At 37.1% G+C, this 23,261-nt stretch carries 27 protein-coding genes and 1 other annotated feature; of the genes, 5 read left to right on the forward strand and 22 right to left on the reverse strand.

Going from position 1 to position 23,261, the window contains the following annotated elements:
- From hisI to DN408_RS32480, 17 genes are all read right to left on the reverse strand, one after another.
- Complete coding sequence (hisI, locus tag DN408_RS14975; protein ID WP_002086731.1) at positions 1 to 306, reverse strand: phosphoribosyl-AMP cyclohydrolase; 306 nt, start codon at positions 304 to 306, stop codon at positions 1 to 3.
- Entirely contained in the window at positions 303 to 1,061 is a 759-nt protein-coding gene (gene hisF / locus DN408_RS14980; RefSeq protein ID WP_002126292.1) for an imidazole glycerol phosphate synthase subunit HisF, read from the reverse strand. Before hisF ends, hisI begins: the two co-directional genes overlap by 4 nt.
- Complete coding sequence (gene hisA / locus DN408_RS14985) at positions 1,055 to 1,774, reverse strand: 1-(5-phosphoribosyl)-5-[(5-phosphoribosylamino)methylideneamino]imidazole-4-carboxamide isomerase (RefSeq protein WP_002186325.1); 720 nt, start codon at positions 1,772 to 1,774, stop codon at positions 1,055 to 1,057. Before hisA ends, hisF begins: the two co-directional genes overlap by 7 nt.
- Positions 1,747 to 2,376: an imidazole glycerol phosphate synthase subunit HisH gene (hisH, locus tag DN408_RS14990; protein ID WP_002168816.1), complete on the reverse strand. Its 630-nt coding sequence runs from the start codon at positions 2,374 to 2,376 to the stop codon at positions 1,747 to 1,749. The genes hisA and hisH overlap by 28 nt, the downstream gene beginning before the upstream one ends.
- Positions 2,377 to 2,961 carry an imidazoleglycerol-phosphate dehydratase HisB gene (hisB, locus tag DN408_RS14995; protein ID WP_147740231.1) on the reverse strand — a complete coding sequence of 195 codons (585 nt, stop codon included), beginning with the start codon at positions 2,959 to 2,961 and terminating at the stop codon, positions 2,377 to 2,379.
- The gene (gene hisD / locus DN408_RS15000) at positions 2,961 to 4,250 is read right to left on the reverse strand and encodes a histidinol dehydrogenase (RefSeq protein ID WP_002168817.1); all 1,290 of its coding nucleotides are present in this window, start codon (positions 4,248 to 4,250) and stop codon (positions 2,961 to 2,963) included. Before hisD ends, hisB begins: the two co-directional genes overlap by 1 nt.
- An 11-nt stretch (positions 4,251 to 4,261) precedes the next feature.
- Positions 4,262 to 4,897, reverse strand: a complete 636-nt coding sequence (gene hisG, locus DN408_RS15005) for an ATP phosphoribosyltransferase (protein WP_147740232.1) — start codon at positions 4,895 to 4,897, stop codon at positions 4,262 to 4,264.
- Positions 4,873 to 6,135, reverse strand: a complete 1,263-nt coding sequence (locus DN408_RS15010; protein WP_002186327.1) for an ATP phosphoribosyltransferase regulatory subunit — start codon at positions 6,133 to 6,135, stop codon at positions 4,873 to 4,875. The genes hisG and DN408_RS15010 overlap by 25 nt, the downstream gene beginning before the upstream one ends.
- A gap of 309 nt (positions 6,136 to 6,444) precedes the next feature.
- Positions 6,445 to 7,026 carry a 3-isopropylmalate dehydratase small subunit gene (gene leuD, locus DN408_RS15015; RefSeq protein ID WP_147740233.1) on the reverse strand — a complete coding sequence of 194 codons (582 nt, stop codon included), beginning with the start codon at positions 7,024 to 7,026 and terminating at the stop codon, positions 6,445 to 6,447.
- Positions 7,004 to 8,398: a 3-isopropylmalate dehydratase large subunit gene (leuC, locus tag DN408_RS15020; RefSeq protein ID WP_002011716.1), complete on the reverse strand. Its 1,395-nt coding sequence runs from the start codon at positions 8,396 to 8,398 to the stop codon at positions 7,004 to 7,006. Before leuC ends, leuD begins: the two co-directional genes overlap by 23 nt.
- Positions 8,398 to 9,462: a 3-isopropylmalate dehydrogenase gene (gene leuB / locus DN408_RS15025; RefSeq protein WP_002011718.1), complete on the reverse strand. Its 1,065-nt coding sequence runs from the start codon at positions 9,460 to 9,462 to the stop codon at positions 8,398 to 8,400. Before leuB ends, leuC begins: the two co-directional genes overlap by 1 nt.
- Before the next feature lie 78 nt (positions 9,463 to 9,540).
- Complete coding sequence (gene leuA / locus DN408_RS15030; protein ID WP_002064438.1) at positions 9,541 to 11,061, reverse strand: 2-isopropylmalate synthase; 1,521 nt, start codon at positions 11,059 to 11,061, stop codon at positions 9,541 to 9,543.
- 1 nt (position 11,062) lies between these two features.
- Positions 11,063 to 12,073 (reverse strand): ketol-acid reductoisomerase, encoded by a 1,011-nt coding sequence (gene ilvC / locus DN408_RS15035; RefSeq protein ID WP_002126277.1) that lies wholly within the window; start codon positions 12,071 to 12,073, stop codon positions 11,063 to 11,065.
- Between the two features lie 27 nt (positions 12,074 to 12,100).
- A complete protein-coding gene (gene ilvN, locus DN408_RS15040) occupies positions 12,101 to 12,610 on the reverse strand; it encodes an acetolactate synthase small subunit (protein ID WP_000822948.1) in 510 nt (169 codons plus the stop codon).
- Entirely contained in the window at positions 12,607 to 14,307 is a 1,701-nt protein-coding gene (ilvB, locus tag DN408_RS15045; RefSeq protein WP_002086744.1) for an acetolactate synthase large subunit, read from the reverse strand. Before ilvB ends, ilvN begins: the two co-directional genes overlap by 4 nt.
- Positions 14,308 to 14,379: 72 nt before the next feature.
- Positions 14,380 to 14,608: a binding site (T-box leader), on the reverse strand.
- A gap of 15 nt (positions 14,609 to 14,623) precedes the next feature.
- Positions 14,624 to 15,520, reverse strand: a complete 897-nt coding sequence (gene ilvE, locus DN408_RS15050; RefSeq protein ID WP_002011723.1) for a branched-chain-amino-acid transaminase — start codon at positions 15,518 to 15,520, stop codon at positions 14,624 to 14,626.
- Positions 15,521 to 15,661: 141 nt separating this feature from the next.
- Positions 15,662 to 15,877, reverse strand: coding sequence for a hypothetical protein (locus DN408_RS32480; RefSeq protein ID WP_078177944.1), 216 nt, complete (start codon positions 15,875 to 15,877; stop codon positions 15,662 to 15,664).
- A 59-nt stretch (positions 15,878 to 15,936) separates the two neighbouring features.
- On the opposite strand from DN408_RS32480, the gene DN408_RS15060 reads away from it, so the two are divergent.
- Positions 15,937 to 16,176, forward strand: a complete 240-nt coding sequence (locus DN408_RS15060) for a DUF3911 family protein (protein ID WP_002126272.1) — start codon at positions 15,937 to 15,939, stop codon at positions 16,174 to 16,176.
- Between the two features lie 86 nt (positions 16,177 to 16,262).
- A complete protein-coding gene (locus tag DN408_RS15065) occupies positions 16,263 to 16,502 on the forward strand; it encodes a YkuS family protein (RefSeq protein ID WP_002011725.1) in 240 nt (79 codons plus the stop codon).
- A gap of 428 nt (positions 16,503 to 16,930) precedes the next feature.
- On the opposite strand, the gene DN408_RS15070 is transcribed toward DN408_RS15065, so the two are convergent.
- Both DN408_RS15070 and ytfJ read right to left on the reverse strand, forming a co-directional pair.
- Positions 16,931 to 17,020, reverse strand: coding sequence for a hypothetical protein (locus DN408_RS15070; RefSeq protein ID WP_000608225.1), 90 nt, complete (start codon positions 17,018 to 17,020; stop codon positions 16,931 to 16,933).
- Between the two features lie 108 nt (positions 17,021 to 17,128).
- Positions 17,129 to 17,536 (reverse strand): GerW family sporulation protein, encoded by a 408-nt coding sequence (ytfJ, locus tag DN408_RS15075; RefSeq protein WP_002030645.1) that lies wholly within the window; start codon positions 17,534 to 17,536, stop codon positions 17,129 to 17,131.
- Between the two features lie 172 nt (positions 17,537 to 17,708).
- Between ytfJ and DN408_RS15080 the strand changes: the two genes are divergently transcribed.
- A complete protein-coding gene (locus tag DN408_RS15080) occupies positions 17,709 to 18,083 on the forward strand; it encodes a hypothetical protein (protein ID WP_002011728.1) in 375 nt (124 codons plus the stop codon).
- Positions 18,084 to 18,117: 34 nt separating this feature from the next.
- Here DN408_RS15080 and DN408_RS15085 read toward each other — a convergent pair whose 3' ends face one another.
- Complete coding sequence (locus DN408_RS15085; RefSeq protein WP_002168825.1) at positions 18,118 to 19,461, reverse strand: TrkH family potassium uptake protein; 1,344 nt, start codon at positions 19,459 to 19,461, stop codon at positions 18,118 to 18,120.
- Between the two features lie 1,172 nt (positions 19,462 to 20,633).
- Here DN408_RS15085 and DN408_RS15090 point away from each other — a divergent pair.
- Positions 20,634 to 21,914 carry a dicarboxylate/amino acid:cation symporter gene (locus DN408_RS15090; protein WP_078177945.1) on the forward strand — a complete coding sequence of 427 codons (1,281 nt, stop codon included), beginning with the start codon at positions 20,634 to 20,636 and terminating at the stop codon, positions 21,912 to 21,914.
- Between the two features lie 22 nt (positions 21,915 to 21,936).
- Here the strand turns inward: DN408_RS15090 and DN408_RS15095 are convergent, their stop codons facing one another.
- Complete coding sequence (locus DN408_RS15095) at positions 21,937 to 22,092, reverse strand: hypothetical protein (RefSeq protein WP_002011733.1); 156 nt, start codon at positions 22,090 to 22,092, stop codon at positions 21,937 to 21,939.
- Positions 22,093 to 22,245: 153 nt separating this feature from the next.
- Positions 22,246 to 22,665: a MarR family winged helix-turn-helix transcriptional regulator gene (locus tag DN408_RS15100; protein ID WP_002064429.1), complete on the reverse strand. Its 420-nt coding sequence runs from the start codon at positions 22,663 to 22,665 to the stop codon at positions 22,246 to 22,248.
- A gap of 162 nt (positions 22,666 to 22,827) precedes the next feature.
- On the opposite strand from DN408_RS15100, the gene DN408_RS15105 reads away from it, so the two are divergent.
- Complete coding sequence (locus DN408_RS15105; protein WP_002126264.1) at positions 22,828 to 23,259, forward strand: regulatory YrvL family protein; 432 nt, start codon at positions 22,828 to 22,830, stop codon at positions 23,257 to 23,259.
- Positions 23,260 to 23,261: the final 2 nt, after the last annotated feature.

Raw genomic sequence — 23,261 nt, forward strand, 5'->3', positions numbered from 1 at the left:
CTATATAATTTTGTAGTGAAAACACGTTTTTTCTCCCGTATGGCAAGCAGGCCCTACTTGCTTTACGACAACAACGATTGCATCTTGATCACAGTCTAAATAAAGTGATTGCACATATTGGACATTTCCCGATGTACCTCCTTTATTCCATAACGATTGTCTCGAACGGGAATAAAACCATGTTCTTTTCGTTTCCAGCGTCTTGTCATACGCTTCTTCATTCATATAAGCTAACATTAAAACTTCTTTCGTATCTTCCTCGATAACAACAGCTGGTATCAATCCTTTTGCAAAATTAGGTTTCATAACCGCACCTCAACGTTTGCTTCTCTTAATTTTCTCTTTACATCTTGTACAGTCGCTTCACCATAATGAAAGATTGATGCCGCTAATGCTGCATCAACTGTTGTCTTTTGAAATACTTCTATAATGTGATCCACATGACCACATCCACCTGATGCGATTACTGGAACAGAAACGCTGTTTGAAATTGCTCCAGTTAAACGAAGATCATATCCGTTTTTCGTTCCATCTGCATCCATACTCGTCAACAAAATTTCTCCTGCTCCGAGCTGGGCAACGCGTCTCGCCCATTCGATTGCATCCATTCCCGTATTAAGTCTTCCGCCATTTACGTATACATTCCATTTATCTTCTGCTACTTTTCTAGCATCGATTGCTACGACAATACATTGTGAGCCAAAATGTTCCGCACCTTCCTGGATTAACTTCGGATTTCTCACTGCCGCTGAGTTTATTGAAACTTTATCTGCTCCAGCTCTTAGTAAATTGTACATATCTTTAACACTTGAAATCCCCCCGCCAACTGTAAGAGGAATAAACACCTTTGAGGCTGTTTGTTCTACAACATCTATAATCGTTTTTCGCCCTTCATGCGTCGCAGTAATGTCTAAAAATACGATTTCATCTGCTCCCGCATCATTATATAATGCGGCTATTTCAACAGGATTACCGACGTCTTGTAACCCTATAAAATTCACACCCTTTACTACCCGCCCTTCTTTCACATCTAGACATGGAATAATTCGTTTTGCTAACATAGTTTTGTTACCTGTAACACTTTTTCTAAATCAATCGTTTTCTCGTAAAGTGCCTTCCCAATAATGACGCCATATATGTTCATATCATTTAATCTTTTCACATCTTGAATAGATGCGACACCTCCAGATGCAATCACACGAATACCCACACTTTTTTGCAGTAACTCTAATTGCTCAAAATTTGGTCCTGCAAGTGTCCCATCTTTTGAAATGTCCGTAAACACAATCGTTTGAACACCTACACTTTCCATTTGCTTCGCTAAATCGATGTACGAAATTTCAGACACATCTAACCAGCCCCTCGTTGCTACGAAACCATTTTTCGCATCAATTCCAACTATGATTTGCTCCTTATATAGACGAACCGCTTCTTCTAAAAATAATTTATCGTAAAGGGCAGCCGTTCCTAATATCACTTTTTCTACACCTACTGACAACAACTTCTCCACTGCCGCGAGTGACCGAACTCCTCCTCCAATTTGCACTGGAATACGTACCGCCTTGCATATTTTTTCAATGACAGGTAAATTTACTGACTCCCCAACAATTGCTCCATCTAAATCAACAACGTGTAGTATTTTCGCTCCAAGTTTTTCAAATATGATTGCTTGTGCGACTGGATCTTCATTCATCACCGTTTCTTTACTAAACTCTCCTTGATAAAGCCTGACGCATCGTCCTTCTTTTACATCGATAGCTGGGAAGATTTCCATGCTTCTACCACCCCTTTGAAATTTTTTAACATTCGCATCCCAATTTCCCCACTTTTTTCAGGATGAAACTGTGCGCCAAATATATTTCCTTTTGCTACAAAACCAGGTACTTTCACTCCATATTCACTTGCCCCATACACAATTTCATTCGGACAATCTGCATAATAAGAGTGGACATAATATACGAAAGAACCGTCCTCTACTCCATTCCAAAGCGATATTTCTCCTTCTTTTTTTAATTCATTCCACCCCATATGTGGAATTTTATAAGGAACTTTTAACTTTCGAATAACACCTGGCAATAAATTTAATCCGTTACAATTTTGTAGTTCCTCACTTTTTTCAAATAAAAGCTGCATTCCTAAGCAAATACCCAGAAGCGGTTTTCCTAAGCTCCCAACTTCTTTTAGCACACATACTAAATCTTTTTCTTCTAAAACGCCCATCGCTTTCGGAAATGTGCCTACTCCTGGTAAAATAACTCCATCACTTCTCAATATTTCTTTTTTATCATCCGTTATGATGTACTCTGTTCCAATATATTTTAATGCTTGTTCCACACTACGAATATTTCCCATTCCATAATCTATAATTGCAATCAATTACAACATCCCTTTCGTTGAATTTACACCATTAATATTGGTATTTTTATCGACTGCCTCTCTAAGCGCTCGACCGAACGCTTTAAATAAAGCTTCAATTTTGTGATGTGTATTGCTTCCGTATAAAATGCGAGCATGTAACGTAATATTTGCAGCATGGGCAACTGCTCTAAAAAATTCTTCCGTTAGTTCTGTGTCAAAATCTCCTAGCTTCGGATTTGTTAATTCACCTTGAAATACAATATATGAGCGCCCGCTTATATCAATCGCGACAAATCCTAAAGATTCATCCATCGGTACATACGCTGAGCCGTAACGGTTAATCCCCTCTTTATTTTGCAATGATTCTTTCAAGCAAGTTCCGAGTACAATTCCAACATCTTCAACCGTATGATGAGCATCAACGAATACATCACCTTCAGCTTCAATTTGCAAACCAAATCTTCCGTGTCTAGCAAATAAAGTTAGCATATGATCAAAAAATCCAACTCCTGTTTGCACAGAAACATTCGTACTTTCATCAAGTTGCAAACTTAATTTAATTTTTGTTTCCGTCGTCTCACGTACTTGACTAGACTCGCGCATTATTCTTCCTCCTTAAACCTAATTTGGATTGCTCTTGCGTGTGCATGTAAACCTTCTTTATTTGCAAGTTCTACAATATGATGCTGTACACTTCTTAACGCTTCTTCCGTATACGAAACGAAGCTTGATTTTTTTACGAAATCATCGACGGATAACGGAGAAAAAAATCTTGCCGTTCCACTTGTCGGTAATACGTGATTCGGCCCCGCCAAATAATCTCCGAGCGGTTCAGGTGCATATGGACCAAGAAAAATTGATCCAGCATGCTTTACATAAGCTAGAGCATTCATTGGCTCTTTTATGTGTAACTCTAAATGTTCTGGAGCGATTTCATTTGATAATTGAAACGCCTCTTCTAAAGAAGGGACAATAAAAATTGCTCCATTTCTTTTTATGGATTCACGAGCGATTTCACTTCTAGGCAACGTCTCTAGCTGCCTTTCTATTTCTCTTTCTACTTCTTTAGCAAGCTTTATATTTGTTGTAATACAAATAGCTGTTGCCCTCTCGTCATGTTCTGCCTGTGATAATAAATCAGCAGCAATATATTCGGCATTTCCTGTTTCATCTGCGATAACTACAATTTCTGATGGTCCAGCAATCATATCGATATTGACTATCCCATATACTTCTCGCTTCGCTAGCGCGACATATAAATTCCCTGGTCCAACTATTTTATCTACTTTAGGAATCGATTCCGTTCCATATGCTAGAGCAGCAATTACTTGAGCACCACCGGCCATATATATTTCATCTACACCTGCAAGACTTGCAGCAGCTAAAATATGCGGATCAATTCCTCCTTGCTTCGGCGGTGTTACCATTACAATTTTTTTCACTCCTGCGAGTTTTGCTGGCAATACATTCATTAATACTGATGAAGGATACGAAGCAGTCCCGCCCGGCACATATACACCTACATTTTCTAACGGACGAATAAGCTGCCCTCTAATTACCCCTTCACTCACGCAATCAAACATAGATTGTCTTTTTTGCTTTTCATGATACGAGACAATGTTTTTCTTTGCCTCTTCTAACGCTTCTAAAAAAGCTTGTTCTACAAACCTACTTGCTTGTTTTATTTCTTCTGCACTTACACGAAAATTTTTGATTTCTACACCATCAAACTTTTTTGTATAGAACGATAACGCCTCATCTTTACTCTCCCTTACGTTTTGAACAATTTCGCTTACACTTCTTTGAACAGTTTCTTCTATTATATGAGCGCTTTCTCGTAGCAATTTTATTTTCGATAAAGCCTCTTGGAAATCTTCAAAAACTATCTCCATTTAAAGTCCCCCTATTTCCCTGACAAAATTTCTTGTTCCATCATATTTATAATGCAGAATATTTCGTCTTTTTTAGTTTTCAATGCAGCCTTATTCACAATCATTCGAGCTGATATAGAGCACATTTCCTCAAATACAATTAACCCGTTTTCTTGTAATGTTTTTCCTGTTTCAACAATATCAACAATTGCATCTGCCAAACCTAGAAGTGGAGCAATCTCTACAGATCCTTCTATTTTAATAATTTCTACATCCTCCCCTTTATCATGAAAATATGTAGAAGTAATGTGCGGATATTTCGTAGCAATTCGTTTTTTTCGATAACTCTTCGGATTATACGTAGGAATAGAAGCGACACAAAATTTACACACGCCCACTCCTAAATCGACCATCTCATATATATCTTTCTCAAATTCCATTAATATATCTTTTCCAACGACTCCAATATCAGCTACGCCATGTTCTACATAAGTAGCAACATCTACCGCTTTCACTAAAATAAATGAAATGTTTGTGTTTTTACTTTTAAACACAAGTTTTCTTCCTTTATCTTTGAGCTCTGAACAATCAATTCCAATTTTTTTAAAAAGTGGAATAACATGCTTTTCTAATCTTCCTTTCGTTAACGCAATTTGAATGTTACGCATGAAGCCTCCCCTTCTTTCTGGATGATCCATTTCTCTCTCCATACATATTCCACTAGTGACTCACTCTTCGCCTCAACGACTGTCATTATTTTATTCTTGTTTGCAAATTGAAAAGTATCGTTTAAATTAGAGAATAAAGATAACTGGGCATTCTTCCCGTCCTTTTGAAGTAAATTTCGTAACCTTTCCGCTTCTGCTAATCTATTTAACTCATAATGAATCATAATATCTATTCTCTTTCGTTTATATGGTTCTTGCTGCTCTTGAAGTGCCTTAACTATTTGATTTACTTGCACCGCGAGCCCAACCGCTGGCGTCATCTCTCCAAAATTTCCAATTAACTCATCATATCTTCCGCCACTAACAATCTCTTCTCCAATTTCATATATATACCCTTTGAAAATAACACCCGTATAATAATCCAAATGTTGAACCATACCTAAATCAATTGATATGTAAGAGCCATATCCTAACTGTTCAATTGTTTCATATATTTCTTTCACTCTCGCAATGGCCATTTTCATTTCATTACTTGAGGCGAGTTTTTCTGCTTCCTCAACAACATCTAAACTCCCGAATAACCTTGGTAGTTTCTCAAGTAACCTTACTGTTTCATCACACCGATTTAATTTCTTTTCTTCTATAAAGTGTGAGAGTCCGGCATAATTTTTACTTTCAATATACGTTCTAAGTAACTTCTCTTCTTCATCATTAATGGGGAGCTTTTTTACGATACATTTATATAACTGCACTTGCCCAATCTCAATTGTGAAAGATTGCACCTTTAATTTTTGAAGTGCTTGAATTACGCTTATCACACATTCAATTTCAGCCCTTACATTTTCAATCCCGATAATTTCAATACCACTTTGTACTATTTCATTATATTTCCCAGTAAGGGACTCATTCGCCCGAAATACATTCCCGCTATAAGTTACTTTAAGAGGAATATCCCCTCTCTGTGTTCCAATTACTCTTGCTAAAGGAATTGTCATATCTGGGCGTAAAACGATAATCCGTCCTTTTTCATCGAAAAATTTATACATCTTTTCTTCATCTATCGGCCTGTTTTGAAATGCAAAAACATCATAAAATTCAATTGTAGGTGTCCTTATTTCTTCATAACCTCTCTCTAAAAAGGTCCGTCTTAATTTTTGTTCCACTTCTTCAATTAACGTACATTCTTCGAATAAGTAATCTCTCGTTCCATTCGGATTTGCCCGTTTCCACTTTGTCATCTGAATTCACACACCCTTCCCTCTTTAATTTATGCCCATTCCATCCACCCAAACCGAAAATAAAAAGAGCCTTGTAGACAAAATACCTACAAGGCTCTTTAGTAGAGTGTAGGTACAACGGGAATAACCCTTGTGCCTACACGTTTTCACGTTAGGTTCAAGGGTTTCATGTATGATGATGTAGTTTTGTAAGCATTTTAATAGATTGCACGATATTCATAATACTTACTCCCTTTCTCCTCTGATTTTTTACATAGTATATAACAGTTAATTCTGAATGTAAATACATTTCGAATATTCTACTTTTAGTTAATGTGAAGTTACTTTTCTTTCATACTCTTCAATTTCTTGTTCATATTGCATTGTAATGCTGATTTCATCTAGACCATTTAATAATTTTTCTTTCCACATTTTCTCGATTGTAAAATGAAACCTGTGCGTATTCGTAATAATTACTTCATTTTCTAAATCAACTTCCATTTGATCTCTCGCATTCGTTTTGGCAAGTTGTTCACGTATCTCTTTATCCATTACAATCGGTAACATACCATTCTTCATACAATTCATATAAAAAATATCTGCAAATCCTCCGGCGATAATAACGCGGAAACCATAATCCGCAAGCGCCCACGGAGCATGTTCTCTTGAAGAACCACATCCAAAATTATCACCTGTAATTAATATACTTGCTCCTTTTCGTTCTTGTGCATTAAGGGAGAAATTAGGATTTTCATGGCGCTCATTACCGTAACGCCACTCATCAAATAAATATTTTCCAAATCCCGTCCTTTCAATTCTCTTCAAATATTGCTTCGGAATAATTTGATCTGTATCAATGTTATCATTCATAAGTACTGCGGCAGTACCTTTATGAATATGAAATGGTTCCATCGTAACTCTCCTTTCTAATATCAACAAAATGACCATATAACGCAGCTGCTGCAGCCATAGCTGGACTTACTAAATGTGTTCGTGCTCCTTTCCCTTGCCTTCCTTCAAAATTACGATTTGAAGTAGAAGCACAATGTTCTCCTTCAGGTACTTGATCTGGATTCATCCCAAGACACATTGAACATCCAGGCTCTCTCCATTCAAATCCCGCTTCTTCAAATATGCGATGTAAGCCTTTTTGCATCGCCCGCTCTCTCACACTTTTTGATCCTGGTACAACGAGTGCTCGCACACCTTCTTTTACCTTTTTCCCTTTCACAACAGATGCAGCAATTTCTAAGTCAGATAAACGTGAATTTGTACAAGAACCAATGAAGACATGCTTAACAGGAATTTCAAACGTACTTTGCCCAGGGCTCAATCCCATATATGAAAATGCTCTTTCATCATTTTCGTTATGCTTCTCTGGTAATTTTTCATCAATAGGAACACCCATACTAGGATTTGTTCCCCAAGTGACATACGGTGCTAAATCCGTAACATCTACCGAAATATGTAAATCATAAATTGCATCTGAATCTGTATAAAGCTCCGACCATTTTCCCGTAAACGTTTCATAGTCTTTCGGTGCATATTCACGCCCTTTTACATAAGAAAATGTTTTCTCATCTGGTGCAATGATGCCAGCTTTCGCTCCCCCTTCAATTGCCATATTGCAAAGTGTCATTCTCTCTTCCATACCCATATCACGAATCGTCTCTCCGTAGAATTCCATTACATGCCCCGTTCCAACCGCTACACCGTACTTTGAGAGAAGATGCAAAATAATATCCTTTGCATAAACGCCTTTCGGTAACTTTCCTTTTAATTCAATCCCCATCGCTTTCGGTTTTCGTTGCCACAACGTTTGAGTTGCTAATACATGTTCTACTTCACTCGTACCAATACCAAACGCTAAAGCACCGAAAGCACCGTGGGTTGCTGTATGGCTATCACCGCATACAATCGTTTTCCCCGGTTGTGTGAGCCCAAGTTCTGGTCCTATAACGTGAACGATTCCTTGCTCTTCATCACCAATATCGGCTAATCGCACCTTAAATTGTTTACAATTGTCACGAAGTGTATCCAATTGCTGCTTCGCAATGCGATCGGTAATATTCCAAACATCTTTCGTTGGAATATTATGATCCATCGTTGCAAACGTTAATTCCGGTCTCCGAACAGTTCGATTTGCAAGCCGCAAGCCTTCAAAGGCTTGCGGTGACGTTACTTCATGAACGAGATGAAGATCGATATATAATAAATCCAATCCATTTTCATTCGTTACAACTACATGTCTTTCCCAAAGCTTATCTAGTAACCTTTTCCCCATTATCTTCCTCTCCCTACTAGTGCCTGCTCTTCCATTTCTTGAATAACTGCCCTCGTAAATGAAGTTGTCGTCTCATTCCCCCCAATATCAGCTGTACATTTCCCAGATTGAAGAACTGCAGAAATTGCCTCTTCAATCGCATACCCTTCTCTCGTTAATCCAAATGATTGCCCAAGCATCATCGCTACTGAACGCATCATCGCAATTGGATTCGCTTTATTTTTACCTGCAATATCTGGCGCTGATCCGTGAATAGGCTCATATAAAGACGGCCCGTTTTCCGCATGGCTCGCTGATGGAAGCATTCCTAATGAACCTGCTAATACAGAAGCCTCGTCGCTCAAAATATCACCAAATAAATTTTCTGTTACGATAACGTCAAATCTCCTTGGGTTTCGAATTAACTCCATAGCAGCTGCATCTACTAAAATGTGCTCTAATTCAACATTAGGATAACGAAGAGCTACTTCTTCCGTAACAGCTCTCCACAATTTACTAGATTCTAAAACATTCGCTTTATCAATAGAGGTTACTTTTTTCTCTCTCTTACTCGCTAATTGAAAAGCATACGACACGATACGTTCAATTTCATGACGATGGTACGTAAGTGTATCAGTTGCCGATTCTTCCGTTCTTTCTTTCGGATAAGAGAAATAAATACCGCCTGTTAGTTCACGAACGACAACGAAGTCAATTTCATCTGCGTTTTTTAATGGCGATAAATGTGCAGTTGCGCTTTCTACTGTTACAGGACGAACGTTCGCAAATACACCAAGTCCTTTTCTTAAAGCTAATAATCCTTTCTCTGGCCTTTCTTTCGCATCATCCCACCGCGGTCCACCAACCGCTCCAAGTAAAACCGCATCACTCGCTAAACAAGCGGCAAGTGTTCGCTGTGGTAATGGTTGCCCATTTAAATCGATAGCCGCTCCGCCAAAGTACTCATCTTGTAAATGAAAGTGATGTCCATATAGCCTCTCTACCATATGCAATACTTCCTTCGCGCTTTCCATAATTTCCGGACCAACACCATCACCCGCTAAACAAACGATACGTTTTTCCAATTAAAACACCCCTTTTTATCTGAATTTTCAGAAATATATTTTGATAAGTAAGGGACAATCCCCTCACTTATCAAACAGTTACTTCACAAGAGTAATAAAAGATTTTAATTTTCCGGCCGCATGAACATACGCTCTCGCCGATGCTTCTAATACGTCTTGCGCAACACCAAAACCTGATACTTGATGAGTTCCTTCTTTTAATTCAACATGAACATGTGCAAGTGCATCTTGACCTTGCGTTATAGATTGTATGCGATAATCCGCTAAGTCACATTCTAATCCTAAAATTCTTTGAATTGCATTATAGATCGCTTCAATACTTCCAGAACCAGTTGCTGCATCTTCGTACATATTTCCTTCCTCATCTTTTAGTACAACCGTTGCACACTGTGTACTATTTGATACGAAATGTACTTGCAATTGAGTAATGCTATATTGCTGGGCCGCAAATGCTGCTTCACCAAGCATAAGCGCACGTAAATCTTCTTCTGTAATTTCTTTTTTACGGTCAGCCAAGTTTTTAAATGCTTCAAACACCACATCTCGTTCTTCTTTTGTAAACTCATAACCAAGTTCTTTCATTTTTTCAGTAAACGCATGGCGCCCGGAATGCTTTCCTAATACAAATAAATTTTGTGACTCTCCAATCAGTGATGGTTCAATAATTTCATACGTCGTTACTTCTTTTAATACACCGTCTTGATGAATACCTGATTCGTGAGCAAAAGCATTTGCTCCAACAATCGCCTTATTTTTCGGTACAACCATACCCGTTAACCGACTTACTAACGTACTCGTCGCTTTAATTTCTTTTAATGTCATAGAGGATTCTGCTTCATAGAAATCTTTTCTAATATGGAGAGCAACCGCGACTTCTTCTAGCGCCGCATTCCCCGCTCTTTCTCCAATTCCATTAATCGTTCCTTCTACTTGTAACGCTCCGCCTTCAACCGCAGCTAACGAATTCGCTACTGCCATCCCAAGATCATCGTGACAATGACAAGAGAAAATTGCTTTTTCATACGACGGAACGGATTCTTGTAAGTATTTAAAAAGAGAATAATATTCTTCTGGATTCGTATATCCAACTGTATCAGGAATATTGATTACATTCGCTCCTGCGCGAATCGCGACTTCTACTGCTTCCGCTAAAAATGCTCTCGATGTTCTTGTTGCATCTTCTGCTGAAAATTGAACTGTTGGAAATAGTGATTTCCCAAGCGTAACCGAGCGATGTATGCTATCTAATACATCTTCTTTTGACATACAAAGCTTATATTTCATATGAATGTCACTCGTAGCTAAAAATACGTGTAAACGAGGAGAGACAGCGCCTTTCACAGCTTCATAGGCTCTTCGAATATCACTTTCTTTCGCTCTAGCTAAACTCATAACCGTAGCATTTTGAATGGTATTTGCGATACGTTTTACCGATTGAAAATCACCTTCAGAAGCTGCTGCGAATCCAGCTTCCATTACATTAATACCAAGTCTCTCTAGTTGCCTCGCAATCTGTAATTTCTCTTGTTCATTTAAATTAACTCCTGGTGATTGTTCGCCATCACGAAGCGTCGTATCCATGAACAAAATTTGCTTCATATTATTTAATCCCTACCTTTACTCGGGGCTGTACGAAAGGCATCATTTCACGTAATTTACGTCCAACTACTTCGATTTCATGTTCATTTTCTTTTTCATTTGTCGCCTGGAAATTTGGTCTTCCTGCTTTATGCTCTGCAATCCAGCCTCTTGCAAATGTACCATCTTGAATTTCTGCTAGTACTGCACCCATCGCTTTCTTCGTATCTTCAGTAACAACGCGTGGCCCTGATACGAAGTCCCCCCACTGCGCTGTATCTGAAACTGAATATCTCATATTTTCAAGTCCACCTTCATACATAAGGTCAACAATTAGTTTCAGTTCATGTAAACATTCAAAATATGCAAGTTCAGGTTGATAACCAGCTTCAACTAACGTTTCAAACCCAGCTTTTACTAGTGCAGTTACTCCGCCGCAAAGTACAGCTTGCTCTCCAAATAAATCTGTTTCTGTTTCTTCTTTAAACGTTGTTTCTAATACACCTGCTCTCGTCGCCCCAATTCCATCTGCATATGAAAGTGCCTTTTCAGTCGCAACTCCTGTTGCATCTTGATATACTGCAAATAATGCAGGAACAGCTCCCCCTTCCGCAAACGTACGACGTACTAGATGTCCTGGACCTTTCGGTGCTACTAGAAATACATCTACATTAGCTGGCGGTTTTACTTGATCAAAGTGAACATTAAATCCATGCGCGAAAACGAGAGAATTACCGCCTTGTAAGTTTGGTGCAATTTCAGCTTCATATACTTCCGGCTGTAATTCATCAGGTAGTAGAATCATTACTACATCTGCTTTTTCTGCTGCTTCCGCTACTGTATATACAGAAAAACCGTCTTCTTTCGCCTTATCCCATGACTTCCCTTTCCTCAGTCCTACTACCACATCAAATCCGTTATCACGTAAGTTTTGCGCATGCGCATGGCCTTGCGATCCATATCCGATGATTGCTACTTTCTTTTCCTTTAATACATTTACCGTTACGTCTTTTTCATAATAAACTTTCGCCATTTTCATTTCCCCCTATTTTTTAAATAATTATTGAATTAACATAACTTGTTTATCTTGTTTTTTCATACTACGTGTAAATGCTGTTACACCTGTTCTAGCAATTTCTTTCAAACCATATGGACGAAGTAATTCAATTAACGCTTCTACTTTCTCCTGGGTACCTGTTACTTGCACCACTATGGAATCCTTCCCAACGTCTATTACAGCGGCTCGGAACGGTTCAATTAAACTATATAATTCTGCTCTTGCTACAGACGTTGCTACTTTAATAAGTGCAAGTTCTCTAGCGATCATCGCTTCTTCTGTAATATCTGATACTTTCAGTACATCGATTTGCTTATGAAGTTGTTTAATTAACTGCTCAACTTGCTGTTCATTTTCAACGTGTACAACAATCGTCATTCTCGAAATATCCGATGATTCCGTATGACCTACTGAAATACTTTCAATATTAAAATGTCTACGTGTCATAACACCTGTAATTCGATTTAACACACCGCTTTGATTTCGAACTGTCGCTGTTACAATTCTCTTCACCTTTTCTCCACTCCCTCCATTTGATGAACGCCTTTTCCTGGGGCAACCATCGGCATTACCTTTTCGGATTGAAGTACGCGGCAATCAATTACAACAGGCTCTCTTAACTCAATTGCATACTGTAATTGTTGCTTTGCAAGAAGTGGGTCTTCAATACGAACACCTTTTATGCCATAAGCATTGGCAAGCGCAACAAAATCTGGTTGGCATGAAAGTAAGGAGTGCGAATATCGCCCATTATAAAATTCCTCTTGCCATTGTCTTACCATTCCTAAAGCTTCATTATTTAAAATAAACACTTTAACTGGTAAAGAATGCTCTTTTAATACACTTAGTTCTTGCAAGGTCATTTGAAATCCCGCATCACCGACAATCGCAATAACTAATTCTTCTGGCCTTGCAATTTGTGCACCAATTGCTGCTGGAAATCCGAAGCCCATTGTTCCTAAGCCTCCAGAAGTTACCCATTTATCTGGATTTTTCAGCGGATAATATTGAGCTGCCCACATTTGATGTTGCCCAACATCTGTCGTTACAATTGCTTCCCCTTTCGTAATTTCGTATAGCATATCAATTGCATATTGAGGCTTAATACATTCCGAATGCTCTTTGTAAGAAAGAGGGTATTTTTCTTTTCTACTATTCAATAATGAGAGCCAATCATTGTGATTTACTTCCCCTTCCTTAAAGTTGAGTAGAGCTTCTAATGCTTGCTTCGCACTCGCAACAATTGGAATTTCAGTCGGCACATTTTTTCCGATTTCCGCTGGATCAATATCTATATGTGCGACAATCGCTTCTTTAGCAAAATAAGCTAAATTTCCAGTAAGACGATCGTCAAATCTTGCTCCTATATTTATAAGTAGATCACATTCATATAACGCCATATTAGCCGTGTAAGAACCGTGCATTCCTCCCATCCCAAGAAATAATTTATCATCTGGCGGAAAACCACCAAGACCAAGTAATGTATGAACAACAGGAATTTCATATTTACGAGCAAAGCTTGTTAATTCTTTCGATGCCTTTGCATGCAATACACCTGCTCCAGCTAAAATTAACGGTTTTTTTGAAGTCGCAATCGCTTGTAATAATTTGTTTATTTGTAGTAGATTCGGTTCGTAATTAGGCTGGTATCCTGGTAAATCCATTTGAACATCACTACATCGCTCACCTTTCTCTACTACCATATCTTTCGGAAGGTCAATTACGACTGGGCCTGGTCTTCCTGTTCTAGCGATATGAAATGCTTCTTTAATAATTCGGGGTAAATCCGATGCTTTTCGTACTTGATAATTATGTTTTGTCACCGGCATCGTAAGCCCCATAATATCAGCTTCTTGGAAAGCATCACTCCCGATTAACGTTGTTGCTACTTGCCCTGTAAATACAACAAGTGGCAATGAATCAATCATCGCGTCAGCTAGACCAGTAATAACATTTGTAGCACCCGGTCCACTTGTTGCAATTACCACTCCTGGATTTCCTGTAATTCTTGCATATCCTTCAGCAGCATGAATTGCACCTTGCTCATGCCTCGTTAAAATATGCGGAATTTCACAATCATAAAGCGCATCATATAGAGGTAAAACCGCACCACCTGGATAACCAAAAATCACCTCTACTCCTTCCTTTTCTAGCGCTTCTAACAATAGCTGTGCACCAGTTGCCAGTTTCTCTTCCGTTTTTGAAGACATTTTTCTTATAAGCCCCCTTTTTTAAACATTTATAAAATAAAAAAATCCTACGTCCACACTCCAGCTATGTGCTGAAGGGACGAAAGATTTCGCGGTACCACCCTTCTTCGCAAGATTACTCTTGCCTCAGTGACTCGGGATATGAGTCTAGCTAATAACGGAGCTACCGTCTAAGCCTAAACAAACGTTTCAGCTTAGCACTCAAGGGTGATGTTCGTCGACGTGAACCATCGGTTTCCAGCAACCACCGACTCTCTGTGAGGCTTCACAGTCAACTACTCCTCCCTATCAACGCTTTATCATGTCATAAGAGCTATTATCCAACTTTATTTTCTTCGTAAATTTTCTCTCCATCTTCTACAACTAATTTACGGAATTCTTCTAATAAACGATTCGTATGTGGCCCTGTTCTACCTAAACCAATCGTTCTTCCATCTACTGTCGTAACAGCAATTACTTCAGCAGCTGTTCCTGTTAAAAACACTTCATCAGCTACATATACATCATGCCTTGTAAATAATTCTTCTCTTACGTCATATCCAAGTTTTTCGCCGATTTCTAAAATCGCGTTTCGTGTAATACCTTCTAACGCTCCAGCAGAACTTGGTGGTGTAATTAATTTATTTCCCTTCACAATAAATACATTATCTCCAGAGCCTTCAGCTACATATCCTTGGTCATTTAACATAAGTGCTTCTTGTACTCCAGCTAATTTCGCCTCAATGCGAACTAAAATATTATTTAAGTAATTTAAAGATTTTACTTGAGGCGATAGAACATCCGGGCGATTGCGACGCGTTGCAACTGTTATAATCGGAATCCCTTTTTCATAATATTCTTGTGGAAATAAAGATAATTGCTCTGCAATTACTACTACATTTGGTTTCGTACAAGAATCAGGATCTAATCCCAAGTTCCCTGGTCCTCTTGATACAACGAGGCGGATATATCCATTAGATAGTTTGTTTTGTCGAATCGTTTCAACAACGATTTTCGTTGCTTCTTCTAACGTATATGGAATTTCTAACATGATGGATTTCGCTGATTCATATAACCGGACAAGGTGCTCTCTCAAACGGAAAACATTACCGCTATATACCCTAATTCCTTCGAACACTCCATCGCCATATAAATAGCCATGATCATATACTGAAACCTTTGCTTCGTCTTTTGGAACAAATTCTCCATTTAAGAAAATCCACTGCTCGTTCACTTGAAAGCGCCCCCTATGTTCTATGAGTTTTTTATTGTTTCCTAGTCTACTCTCCTTTTCAAATAAATCAAGTTAATTTTTAGAAAATTTTTAATTTTTAATCGTACGTACATCTTTGTTCATACTGATTTAATAACATTGTTAACGTTTACAAAAAGTCAAAAAAATTTTTTCGTCAAATTCTACTAAAAAAAATATTTGTTTAAAAGAAGGGTTTTCGCCAATTGATACGAATCTATTGTATTCAATAAACGGACGTCCGATTTTATAAATCCGGGAATATACAACGACTTTTGGTGAAAAAGGGGGAAAATAACAAAAATAACGCTGTCTAAAAATAACATTCATATTTTTCATTTAGTAATCATAATCCTATTTTTAAAAAACAATTTGTCAAATTGAAGGAGGAAATAACAATGGCGTGTGTACAAATTAAAGGAACGAGACAAGAGGTAGTAGAAATGCTACAACTATTTGATCTAATGGATACGAAAGGATTTTGTAAATTCGATAATTACGTTGAAGTAGAACCAAATAGTAGGAAACATAACAACTACACAGCTTCAATCGATATTCAGTCTAATAACAGTTCATCACAAGATACATTAAATGATCAATTCGTTAGTCAAATGCTTACTGGTGTATATAACGACTAAACAAATATTCTCTTCCTACCATCTTTTCATAAATATATGCTATGGACTTGAGCATACTAGCAACTAGATGGTAGGAGGTGAAAATTATGGCTAGAATTGGTGTTGAGAACTCTTTAACAGATGTTCAACAAGCTCTTCAGCAACAAGGACATGAAGTCGTTTCACTTAACTCTGAAAATGATGCACATGGGTGTGATTGTTGCGTTGTAACCGGGCAAGATTCTAATATGATGGGCATTGCAGATACATCGATAAAAGGATCTGTAATTAAAGCACATGGTTTAACAACAGATGAAATTTGTCAGCAAGTTGAAAACCGCACTTAATCATTTTTATCACATTATTTGTGAGCTAACATGTAAAGGGAATGGAATGGTCCCACTGATTATAGTTTCAATTTATTTATAGAAAAAGGGCTCCTTTTCAAAAGGAGCCCTCTTTTTTATATTCACCTAACGGGAAAGTAACATATACTGGATGAAAGCCCTACCTCTCTCTCATCATTACGGTTCCACTGACCGCTCCTTGATTCACTAGTATACATATAAAGCTTACATATACAATTTATAGGGTTTGTTCACAAAAGTTGTTGGTAAGACTACCCGATCTTTCGCAAACTTTTCGTATTATATTCATAAGATTTATTTACTTTACACTAGCTTTAACCGAGACACGAATTAAAATTTTAACACCAATACAATAACTTGTCAACATTTTTTACAAATTAAAAACAGACATTAACGGTTTGTCTGTTTTAGAATGGAGCTTTTTCTTTTATTACATATACAACAAAACCGCTTACTAACATACATAAGCCAACTACTAAGTTTTTGATATTAATCATAAATTCCTCTCCCTTATTCCACACATCATATATATTTACAGTTCAATTATTCCGATCGTCCTAAAGCGCACTTTTTCTAATATATCATAATTCCTAAAAAATGCAAGTTCACTTTTGGCGACCATTCACAAATTTATCCACAGTGCTTGGCACAGTATTTAACGCTTTTTCAATTAAATGTGTACTACTATTGAGATGCAACACTTGCACACCGTTAGAACCAACTACTAAAAAAGCAACTGGGCTAATAGAAACCCCAGCCCCGCTTCCGCCTCCGAATGGATGACTTTGCTTGTTCTCTTTATGCTGCCCTTGTCCGCCGTTATGTTTTTCGGAAATAAAATCACCTTTAAAGTCACTTCCACCAGCTCCAAAACCAAAAGCCACTTGAGATACTGTTAATACTACATTTCCGTCAGCTGTTGAAACCGGACTTCCAACAATCGTATTTACATCTACCATCTCTTTTAAATTTGTCATTGCTGTTTTCATTAAATTTTCAATTGGATGTTCCATTATGTACTACACCCTTTCCTCATTATTCTTTTTTATACTTTCCAAAATAGAGGAAGTCATACTAAGTTTTCCTATTTTGAAAAAACATTTTCCACTTTCCAATTGGATATTACTCCCTGTACATGCTCGGATAAAAAGGAAAAAGAGATACATACTACTATTGAACCTTGTTATGAAAGGAGTCCTTACTTTGACTGAGAAATTTGATGAATATAAAAAAAGAGATCGAATAGATAGTGATTATAAAGAAGAATACGCAGCTGAAGTTGCACCACAGCGTATCGATTATGATGATAAAGATAACGATGATGTAAGATCGTCTGCAGCTGGATCGACTGCTGGTTTCATTGCTCTTGCCTTAGCAATATTATCATTATTCACATTCCCAACACTATTTGGTCTTGTGTCTGTTCTACTTGGTATTTACGCTTATAATCGCGGGGCTACTGTAACTGGCGGTACCGCTGCCATTGTGGGTGGTATCGCTGCACTCATTGCGATTTTATTCCGAGTGGCGCTTATTGGTTTATTGTTCTCTCTTTTTTAAAAAGAAAAAGGTATCTCGCTTTATGCGGGATACCTTATCCTGTAAATACATCTTCTGATGGATATTTAATTTTTTGTTTTGCTGGTCGTGCCAAAGAGAACACAAGTGTTAACGGTCCGATTAATCCACAAAACATAACAAACATAATAATACATTTTCCAAACGCCGATAGCTTCGCAGTAATCCCCATTGTTAACCCTACTGTACCAAACGCTGAAATTGTCTCAAATAATAACTGAATAAAACTGAAGTCTTCTGTAAGCATTAATACAAATACCGCTGTAAAAATAAGTATTTGACTAGCAACGACAATTGCTAACGCTCTCGTTACTGTCGACATTTTAATCGTACGCTGAAATAAAACAAAATCCTCTTTCTTTCTAAAGAAAGAAAGAACTGATGTAATTAAAATAACGAATGTCGTTAACTTAATTCCACCGCCTGTCGATACACTTCCCGCACCAATAAACATTAATACCATTGTAAATAGTATCGATGACTCTTCCATCCCCCCATAATCTACCGTGTTAAAACCAGCTGTACGAGGTGTAATTCCTTGGAAGAACGAAGCCCATAATTTTTCATTTAAAGATAAGTGCCCCAAAGTCTTCACATTATTATATTCCAATACAAAAATCACAAGCATCGCAATAACATTAAGTGCTATCGTTCCAACAATCATGATTTTGGAGTGCAGTGATAATTTTCGGAAACTACGGCTATACCATATATCAATTAATACCGTAAATCCTAACCCTCCTATTACAATTAAAGAACAAATCCCAATATTAATAATAGGATCTCCTACATATCTTGTTAAATTATCTGGCCAAAGCGCAAAGCCGGCATTATTATATGACGCAATAACGTGAAAAATACTATAGTATAAACCTTTTCCAAAACCAAACTCTGGAATAAAGCGAATCGATAAAAAGATAACTCCAATTAGCTCAATACAAATAGAAAAAATAAAAACACGTTTTACTAATTTCACAAGACCACCAATATTTGTTTGATTAAATGCTTCTCCAATTAATAATCGGTGGCGTAAACCAATTTTTTTCCCTAATACCCAAACAATTAAAATGGCTATCGTCATAAGACCGAGACCACCCGTTTGAATTAAAAACATAATAACAATTTCACCAAACATCGTAAACGTACTCGCAGTATCTACAACACCTAAACCGGTTACAGTCGCTGCCGACGTAGCTGTAAAGAAAGCATCTACCCAACTAATATGTACTTTCGTTGCAAACGGTAACTTTAATAACAATCCTCCGACCACAATTAAACAAAAAAAGCCTAATGCTAAAATTTGTGGTGGATTCAATCGTATAAAACGATTATACAACCCTTGTTTTTTTGCTACTTCCATATCACTAACTCCCTTTATCAAGTGAAGCTTTTATCCCCTCATAAATAAAGACTCTTTAAGAACCTACAAGTAGCGGGATAAACCTTATATTCTCATAACATAGTTGAGCATAATCCTTTTTTTCATAGATTTCAACTTTTATTTATATTCAGACTCCTATCGTTTTACAAAAGAATATTTTCTATTATATCTCCACTTATACTATAACTCTTACAACAACTATTTTATCCCTTTTCAAATTCCCATATCTTTCACTCCAAGTTCACACGAGGGTCACATCTACCTTTTATAGTATATGTATCGGAGCTGTTCCTCCCTAATTTATAAGACATTCCCCAGTGTCTTGAACAGCTTTCCATCCCTAATTAAATTGACATAAATTGTCCCCTTCCCTTGACCATCATATATGTGATGGTCTTATTTTTTTATTCTTTCTATCTTTTATTTGAAACTCCCTCTCTCTTTCACTCCATGTTCACACGAGGATCACATCCACCTTTTATAGTATATGTATCGAAGCTGTTCCTCCCTAATTTATAAGACATTCCCCAGTGTCTTTGAATAGCTTCCATCCCTAATTAAATTGACATAAATTGTCCCCTTCCCTTGACCATCCTATATGTGATGGTCTTATTTTTTTATTCTTTCTATCTTTTATTTGAAACTCCCTCTCTCTTTCACTCCATGTTCACACGAGGATCACATCTACCTTTTATAGTATACGTATCGGAGCTGTTCCTCCCTAATTTATAAGACATTCCCCAGTGTCTTGAACAGCTTTCCATCCCTAATTAAATTGACATAAATTGTCCCCTTCCTTTGACCATCCTATATGTGATGGTCTTATTTTTTTATTCTCTCTTTCTTCTTACTTAAAACTCCCTCTCTCTTTCACTCTATGTTCACATCTATCTTTTATAGTATATGTATCGAAGCTGTTCTTCCCTAATTTATAAGACATTCCCCAGTGTCTTTGAATAGCTTCCATCCCTAATTAAATTGATATAAATTGTCCCCTTCCCTAGGCCATCATGTGATGGTCTATTTTTTTTCCAAATACATAAATGTATTCTTTCCACATATTTCAGCAAAACTGGACTATATACATTGAAACAGATAGTTTTATACTAAATATTTAGAAAATATTGTCAAAATAGGTATTTTTTGGTACAATTAATTTAGAAAGCAATTTTACAAAAACAAAAGGGGGGTTTTTATCGAAACAAACAAAGGCAATCTTAATTGAATTATTTCTCGGTCTAGTTGTCGGACTCACTTTAAATTTAGCTGCTCCATCTATTTTTGAGCCATTGAATCAATATGCGTTCAATCCACTTGGTCAACTGTTTATTCGCCTTATTAAAATGCTAGTTGTTCCTGTTGTGTTCATTTCTATCGTACTTGGGGCTGCTGGTCTTGGAGATCCGAAACAACTTGGAAGAATTGGTTTAAAATCAATTTCATTCTTTCTCGTAACAACAGCTGTCGCTATCTCTATTGCAGTTACATTTGCACTTATCATAAAACCAGGAGCTGGCGGTAACTTTAAAACAGACGGGCTTAAGTATGAAGGTGCAAAAACTGAAACATCTTTCGTTGATACATTGCTGAATATTGTGCCAGATAATCCAGCAAAAGCGATGGCTGATGGGAACATGCTACAAATTATTGTCTTTGCCGCATTGATCGGACTCGGTTTAGCTGTTTTAGGAAAACGAGTTCAAGGTGTCCATTCATTACTTGAACAGGGCAACGAATTAATGATGTATCTTGTTAATCTCGTCATGAAATTAGCTCCAATCGGAACATTCGGGTTGCTCGCTTCGTCCGTTGGTAAAATGGGTCTTGCAGGCGTCGCTGCGATGTTCAAGTATATGATTGTCGTTATGTTGGTACTCATTATTCACGGTGTCTTCGTATATGGCGGCTTATTAAAGGTACTAGCCAAAGAAAGTATTATTCGTTTCTTTAAACATTTCGGTCCGGTAATGGCAATTGGGTTTAGTACATCTAGCTCTAATGCGTCCCTTCCATTTGCCATGAAAACCGCCCAAGAAAAACTTGGAGTTCCAAAAGCGATAAGCTCTTTTGTACAACCACTAGGTGCAACGATTAATATGGATGGTACTGCTATTATGCAAGGGGTAGCAACTGTATTTATCGCTCAAGTATACGGCGTTGAACTTACATTACCACAATTAGCTATGGTCGTATTAACTGCTGTACTAGCTAGTATCGGTACTGCAGGTGTACCAGGTGTTGGACTAGTAATGCTTACGATGGTTTTAAATCAAGTAAATCTACCAGTAGAAGGCATTGCTTTAATTATCGGTATTAACCGCATTCTAGATATGTCTAGAACTGCTGTAAATATTTCCGGTGATGCAATTTGTGCAATGATTGTTGCAAAATCAGAAGAAAAATATAATACGGATCAATCTGCAGCATCTTAAATCAAAAAAGGAGTGAATCATTTCACTCCTTTTTTGATTTACTTCCTTTTTTCGAACGATATTCTTTTCCTTTATTATCATTTCCCGTTTCAAATTCAGTACTAAACTCCTGCTGGAATTGCCCTGATTTTGGTGAACCTTGATTTCCACTTCCTTGACTACCATTACGATTCGTCATATTTCTCCCTCCTTCCTTTATTAGTAGTATGGCGCTCTATCTTTTTTCATACACATTTTATTTTTTATCATCTATTACACACAGAAGAAGACCTTCCATATATGAGGAAGGTCTTCTTTTTAATTAGGTAAGCGTTTTCTTATTTGTAATTATTTAAATAAGTTTTTTAGAAATAGATATCATTATATCCATTTCATCTTCTGAAAGTGCGGAAAATCTTTCTTGTAAATATTTCTTTTTCTCACCTTCCATTTTCGCAACTAACTCTTTCCCTTGTTCTGTAATCTCTAAATATACAACTCGGCGATCTGATGTAGAACGTGAACGAGTTACAAAGCCTTTATTAATTAATTTTTCTGTAACAGCTGTAATATGACTATTCGACACATTTAACTCATTAGCTACACGTGAGACCATTTCTTTATTCGTACGGTTCAATATTCTAAGGACAATGAACTCATTCCACGGTATGTAACCACCAAATATTTTTCCAATATCATTACGCAACGTGCGAAACATTGCAAAAACATTTGTCGATAGTTCTTCCATTAATTGTTCTCGATTTTGAGACAACTTTGACAGCCCCTTTTATTTAATTTAGTTAAATAAAAACCTTATTAATAATTTTACACGAAATCTTACTTTTTGTCACCTTATTTCCCCATAATTCGTAGTTTTTTAATAGATATTTCATGGTACAATGAAATTGATTTTCCAGAAAAAGGAGTTGGGGCAATGAGTGAAGAAGACAAACTTTCTAATCTCAGTCTAAAAGATAAGACTATTATTATTAGTGTTGTTATTCTTATTCTCATTATATTCTTTGCATTTATATTTTTTGTATATGTAGGAATCTTTCATATTACAGGTATAGAATATTCATCAAGAACAGCTCTACTACTCTTTTTTTTACTCATTCTTTTATTAGACGGTATTACATATTTTATATTCATTTTCTTTAAAGTGCTCCTACATCCAATGATGACAAGTATGCCCAATTGGCTCTCAATTGCTCTGCTCTCTATAATTGAAATTACGTTAGATTGGTTTGTCATACATACCGCCGATGACTGGATAGAGAGTGTACAAATGCCCAACATAGCTGAATTATGTGTCACACTATTCCTTTACACACTAAATAAATTATTTAGTGATAAGAAAGAGTAAGA

The organism is Bacillus sp. AR13-1 (assembly GCF_008042285.1).
GTDB classification, from domain to species: Bacteria; Bacillota; Bacilli; order Bacillales; family Bacillaceae_G; genus Bacillus_A; species Bacillus_A mycoides.

Bases quoted from the DNA above. Each gene is read 5' to 3' on its own strand.
- ytfJ (WP_002030645.1), bottom strand. From the start codon at position 17,536: ATGGAACATCCAATTGAAAATTTAATGAAAACAGCAATGACAAATTTA.
- DN408_RS15085 (WP_002168825.1), bottom strand. From the start codon at position 19,461: ATGGAAGTAGCAAAAAAACAAGGGTTGTATAATCGTTTTATACGATTG.
- leuC (WP_002011716.1), bottom strand. From the start codon at position 8,398: ATGGGGAAAAGGTTACTAGATAAGCTTTGGGAAAGACATGTAGTTGTA.
- DN408_RS15010 (WP_002186327.1), bottom strand. From the start codon at position 6,135: ATGACAAAGTGGAAACGGGCAAATCCGAATGGAACGAGAGATTACTTA.
- hisA (WP_002186325.1), bottom strand. From the start codon at position 1,774: ATGGAAATCTTCCCAGCTATCGATGTAAAAGAAGGACGATGCGTCAGG.
- DN408_RS15095 (WP_002011733.1), bottom strand. From the start codon at position 22,092: ATGACGAATCGTAATGGTAGTCAAGGAAGTGGAAATCAAGGTTCACCA.
- hisB (WP_147740231.1), bottom strand. From the start codon at position 2,961: ATGCGCGAGTCTAGTCAAGTACGTGAGACGACGGAAACAAAAATTAAA.
- leuD (WP_147740233.1), bottom strand. From the start codon at position 7,026: ATGGAACCATTTCATATTCATAAAGGTACTGCCGCAGTACTTATGAAT.
- ilvB (WP_002086744.1), bottom strand. From the start codon at position 14,307: ATGTCTTCAAAAACGGAAGAGAAACTGGCAACTGGTGCACAGCTATTG.
- hisG (WP_147740232.1), bottom strand. From the start codon at position 4,897: ATGCGTAACATTCAAATTGCGTTAACGAAAGGAAGATTAGAAAAGCAT.
- hisF (WP_002126292.1), bottom strand. From the start codon at position 1,061: ATGTTAGCAAAACGAATTATTCCATGTCTAGATGTGAAAGAAGGGCGG.
- DN408_RS32480 (WP_078177944.1), bottom strand. From the start codon at position 15,877: ATGAAAAATATGAATGTTATTTTTAGACAGCGTTATTTTTGTTATTTT.
- DN408_RS15080 (WP_002011728.1), top strand. From the start codon at position 17,709: ATGAAAGGAGTCCTTACTTTGACTGAGAAATTTGATGAATATAAAAAA.
- DN408_RS15065 (WP_002011725.1), top strand. From the start codon at position 16,263: ATGGCTAGAATTGGTGTTGAGAACTCTTTAACAGATGTTCAACAAGCT.
- hisI (WP_002086731.1), bottom strand. From the start codon at position 306: ATGAAACCTAATTTTGCAAAAGGATTGATACCAGCTGTTGTTATCGAG.
- leuA (WP_002064438.1), bottom strand. From the start codon at position 11,061: ATGAAGCAAATTTTGTTCATGGATACGACGCTTCGTGATGGCGAACAA.
- DN408_RS15060 (WP_002126272.1), top strand. From the start codon at position 15,937: ATGGCGTGTGTACAAATTAAAGGAACGAGACAAGAGGTAGTAGAAATG.
- hisD (WP_002168817.1), bottom strand. From the start codon at position 4,250: ATGGAGATAGTTTTTGAAGATTTCCAAGAGGCTTTATCGAAAATAAAA.
- DN408_RS15070 (WP_000608225.1), bottom strand. From the start codon at position 17,020: ATGATTAATATCAAAAACTTAGTAGTTGGCTTATGTATGTTAGTAAGC.
- DN408_RS15105 (WP_002126264.1), top strand. From the start codon at position 22,828: ATGAGTGAAGAAGACAAACTTTCTAATCTCAGTCTAAAAGATAAGACT.
- ilvC (WP_002126277.1), bottom strand. From the start codon at position 12,073: ATGGCGAAAGTTTATTATGAAAAAGACGTAACGGTAAATGTATTAAAG.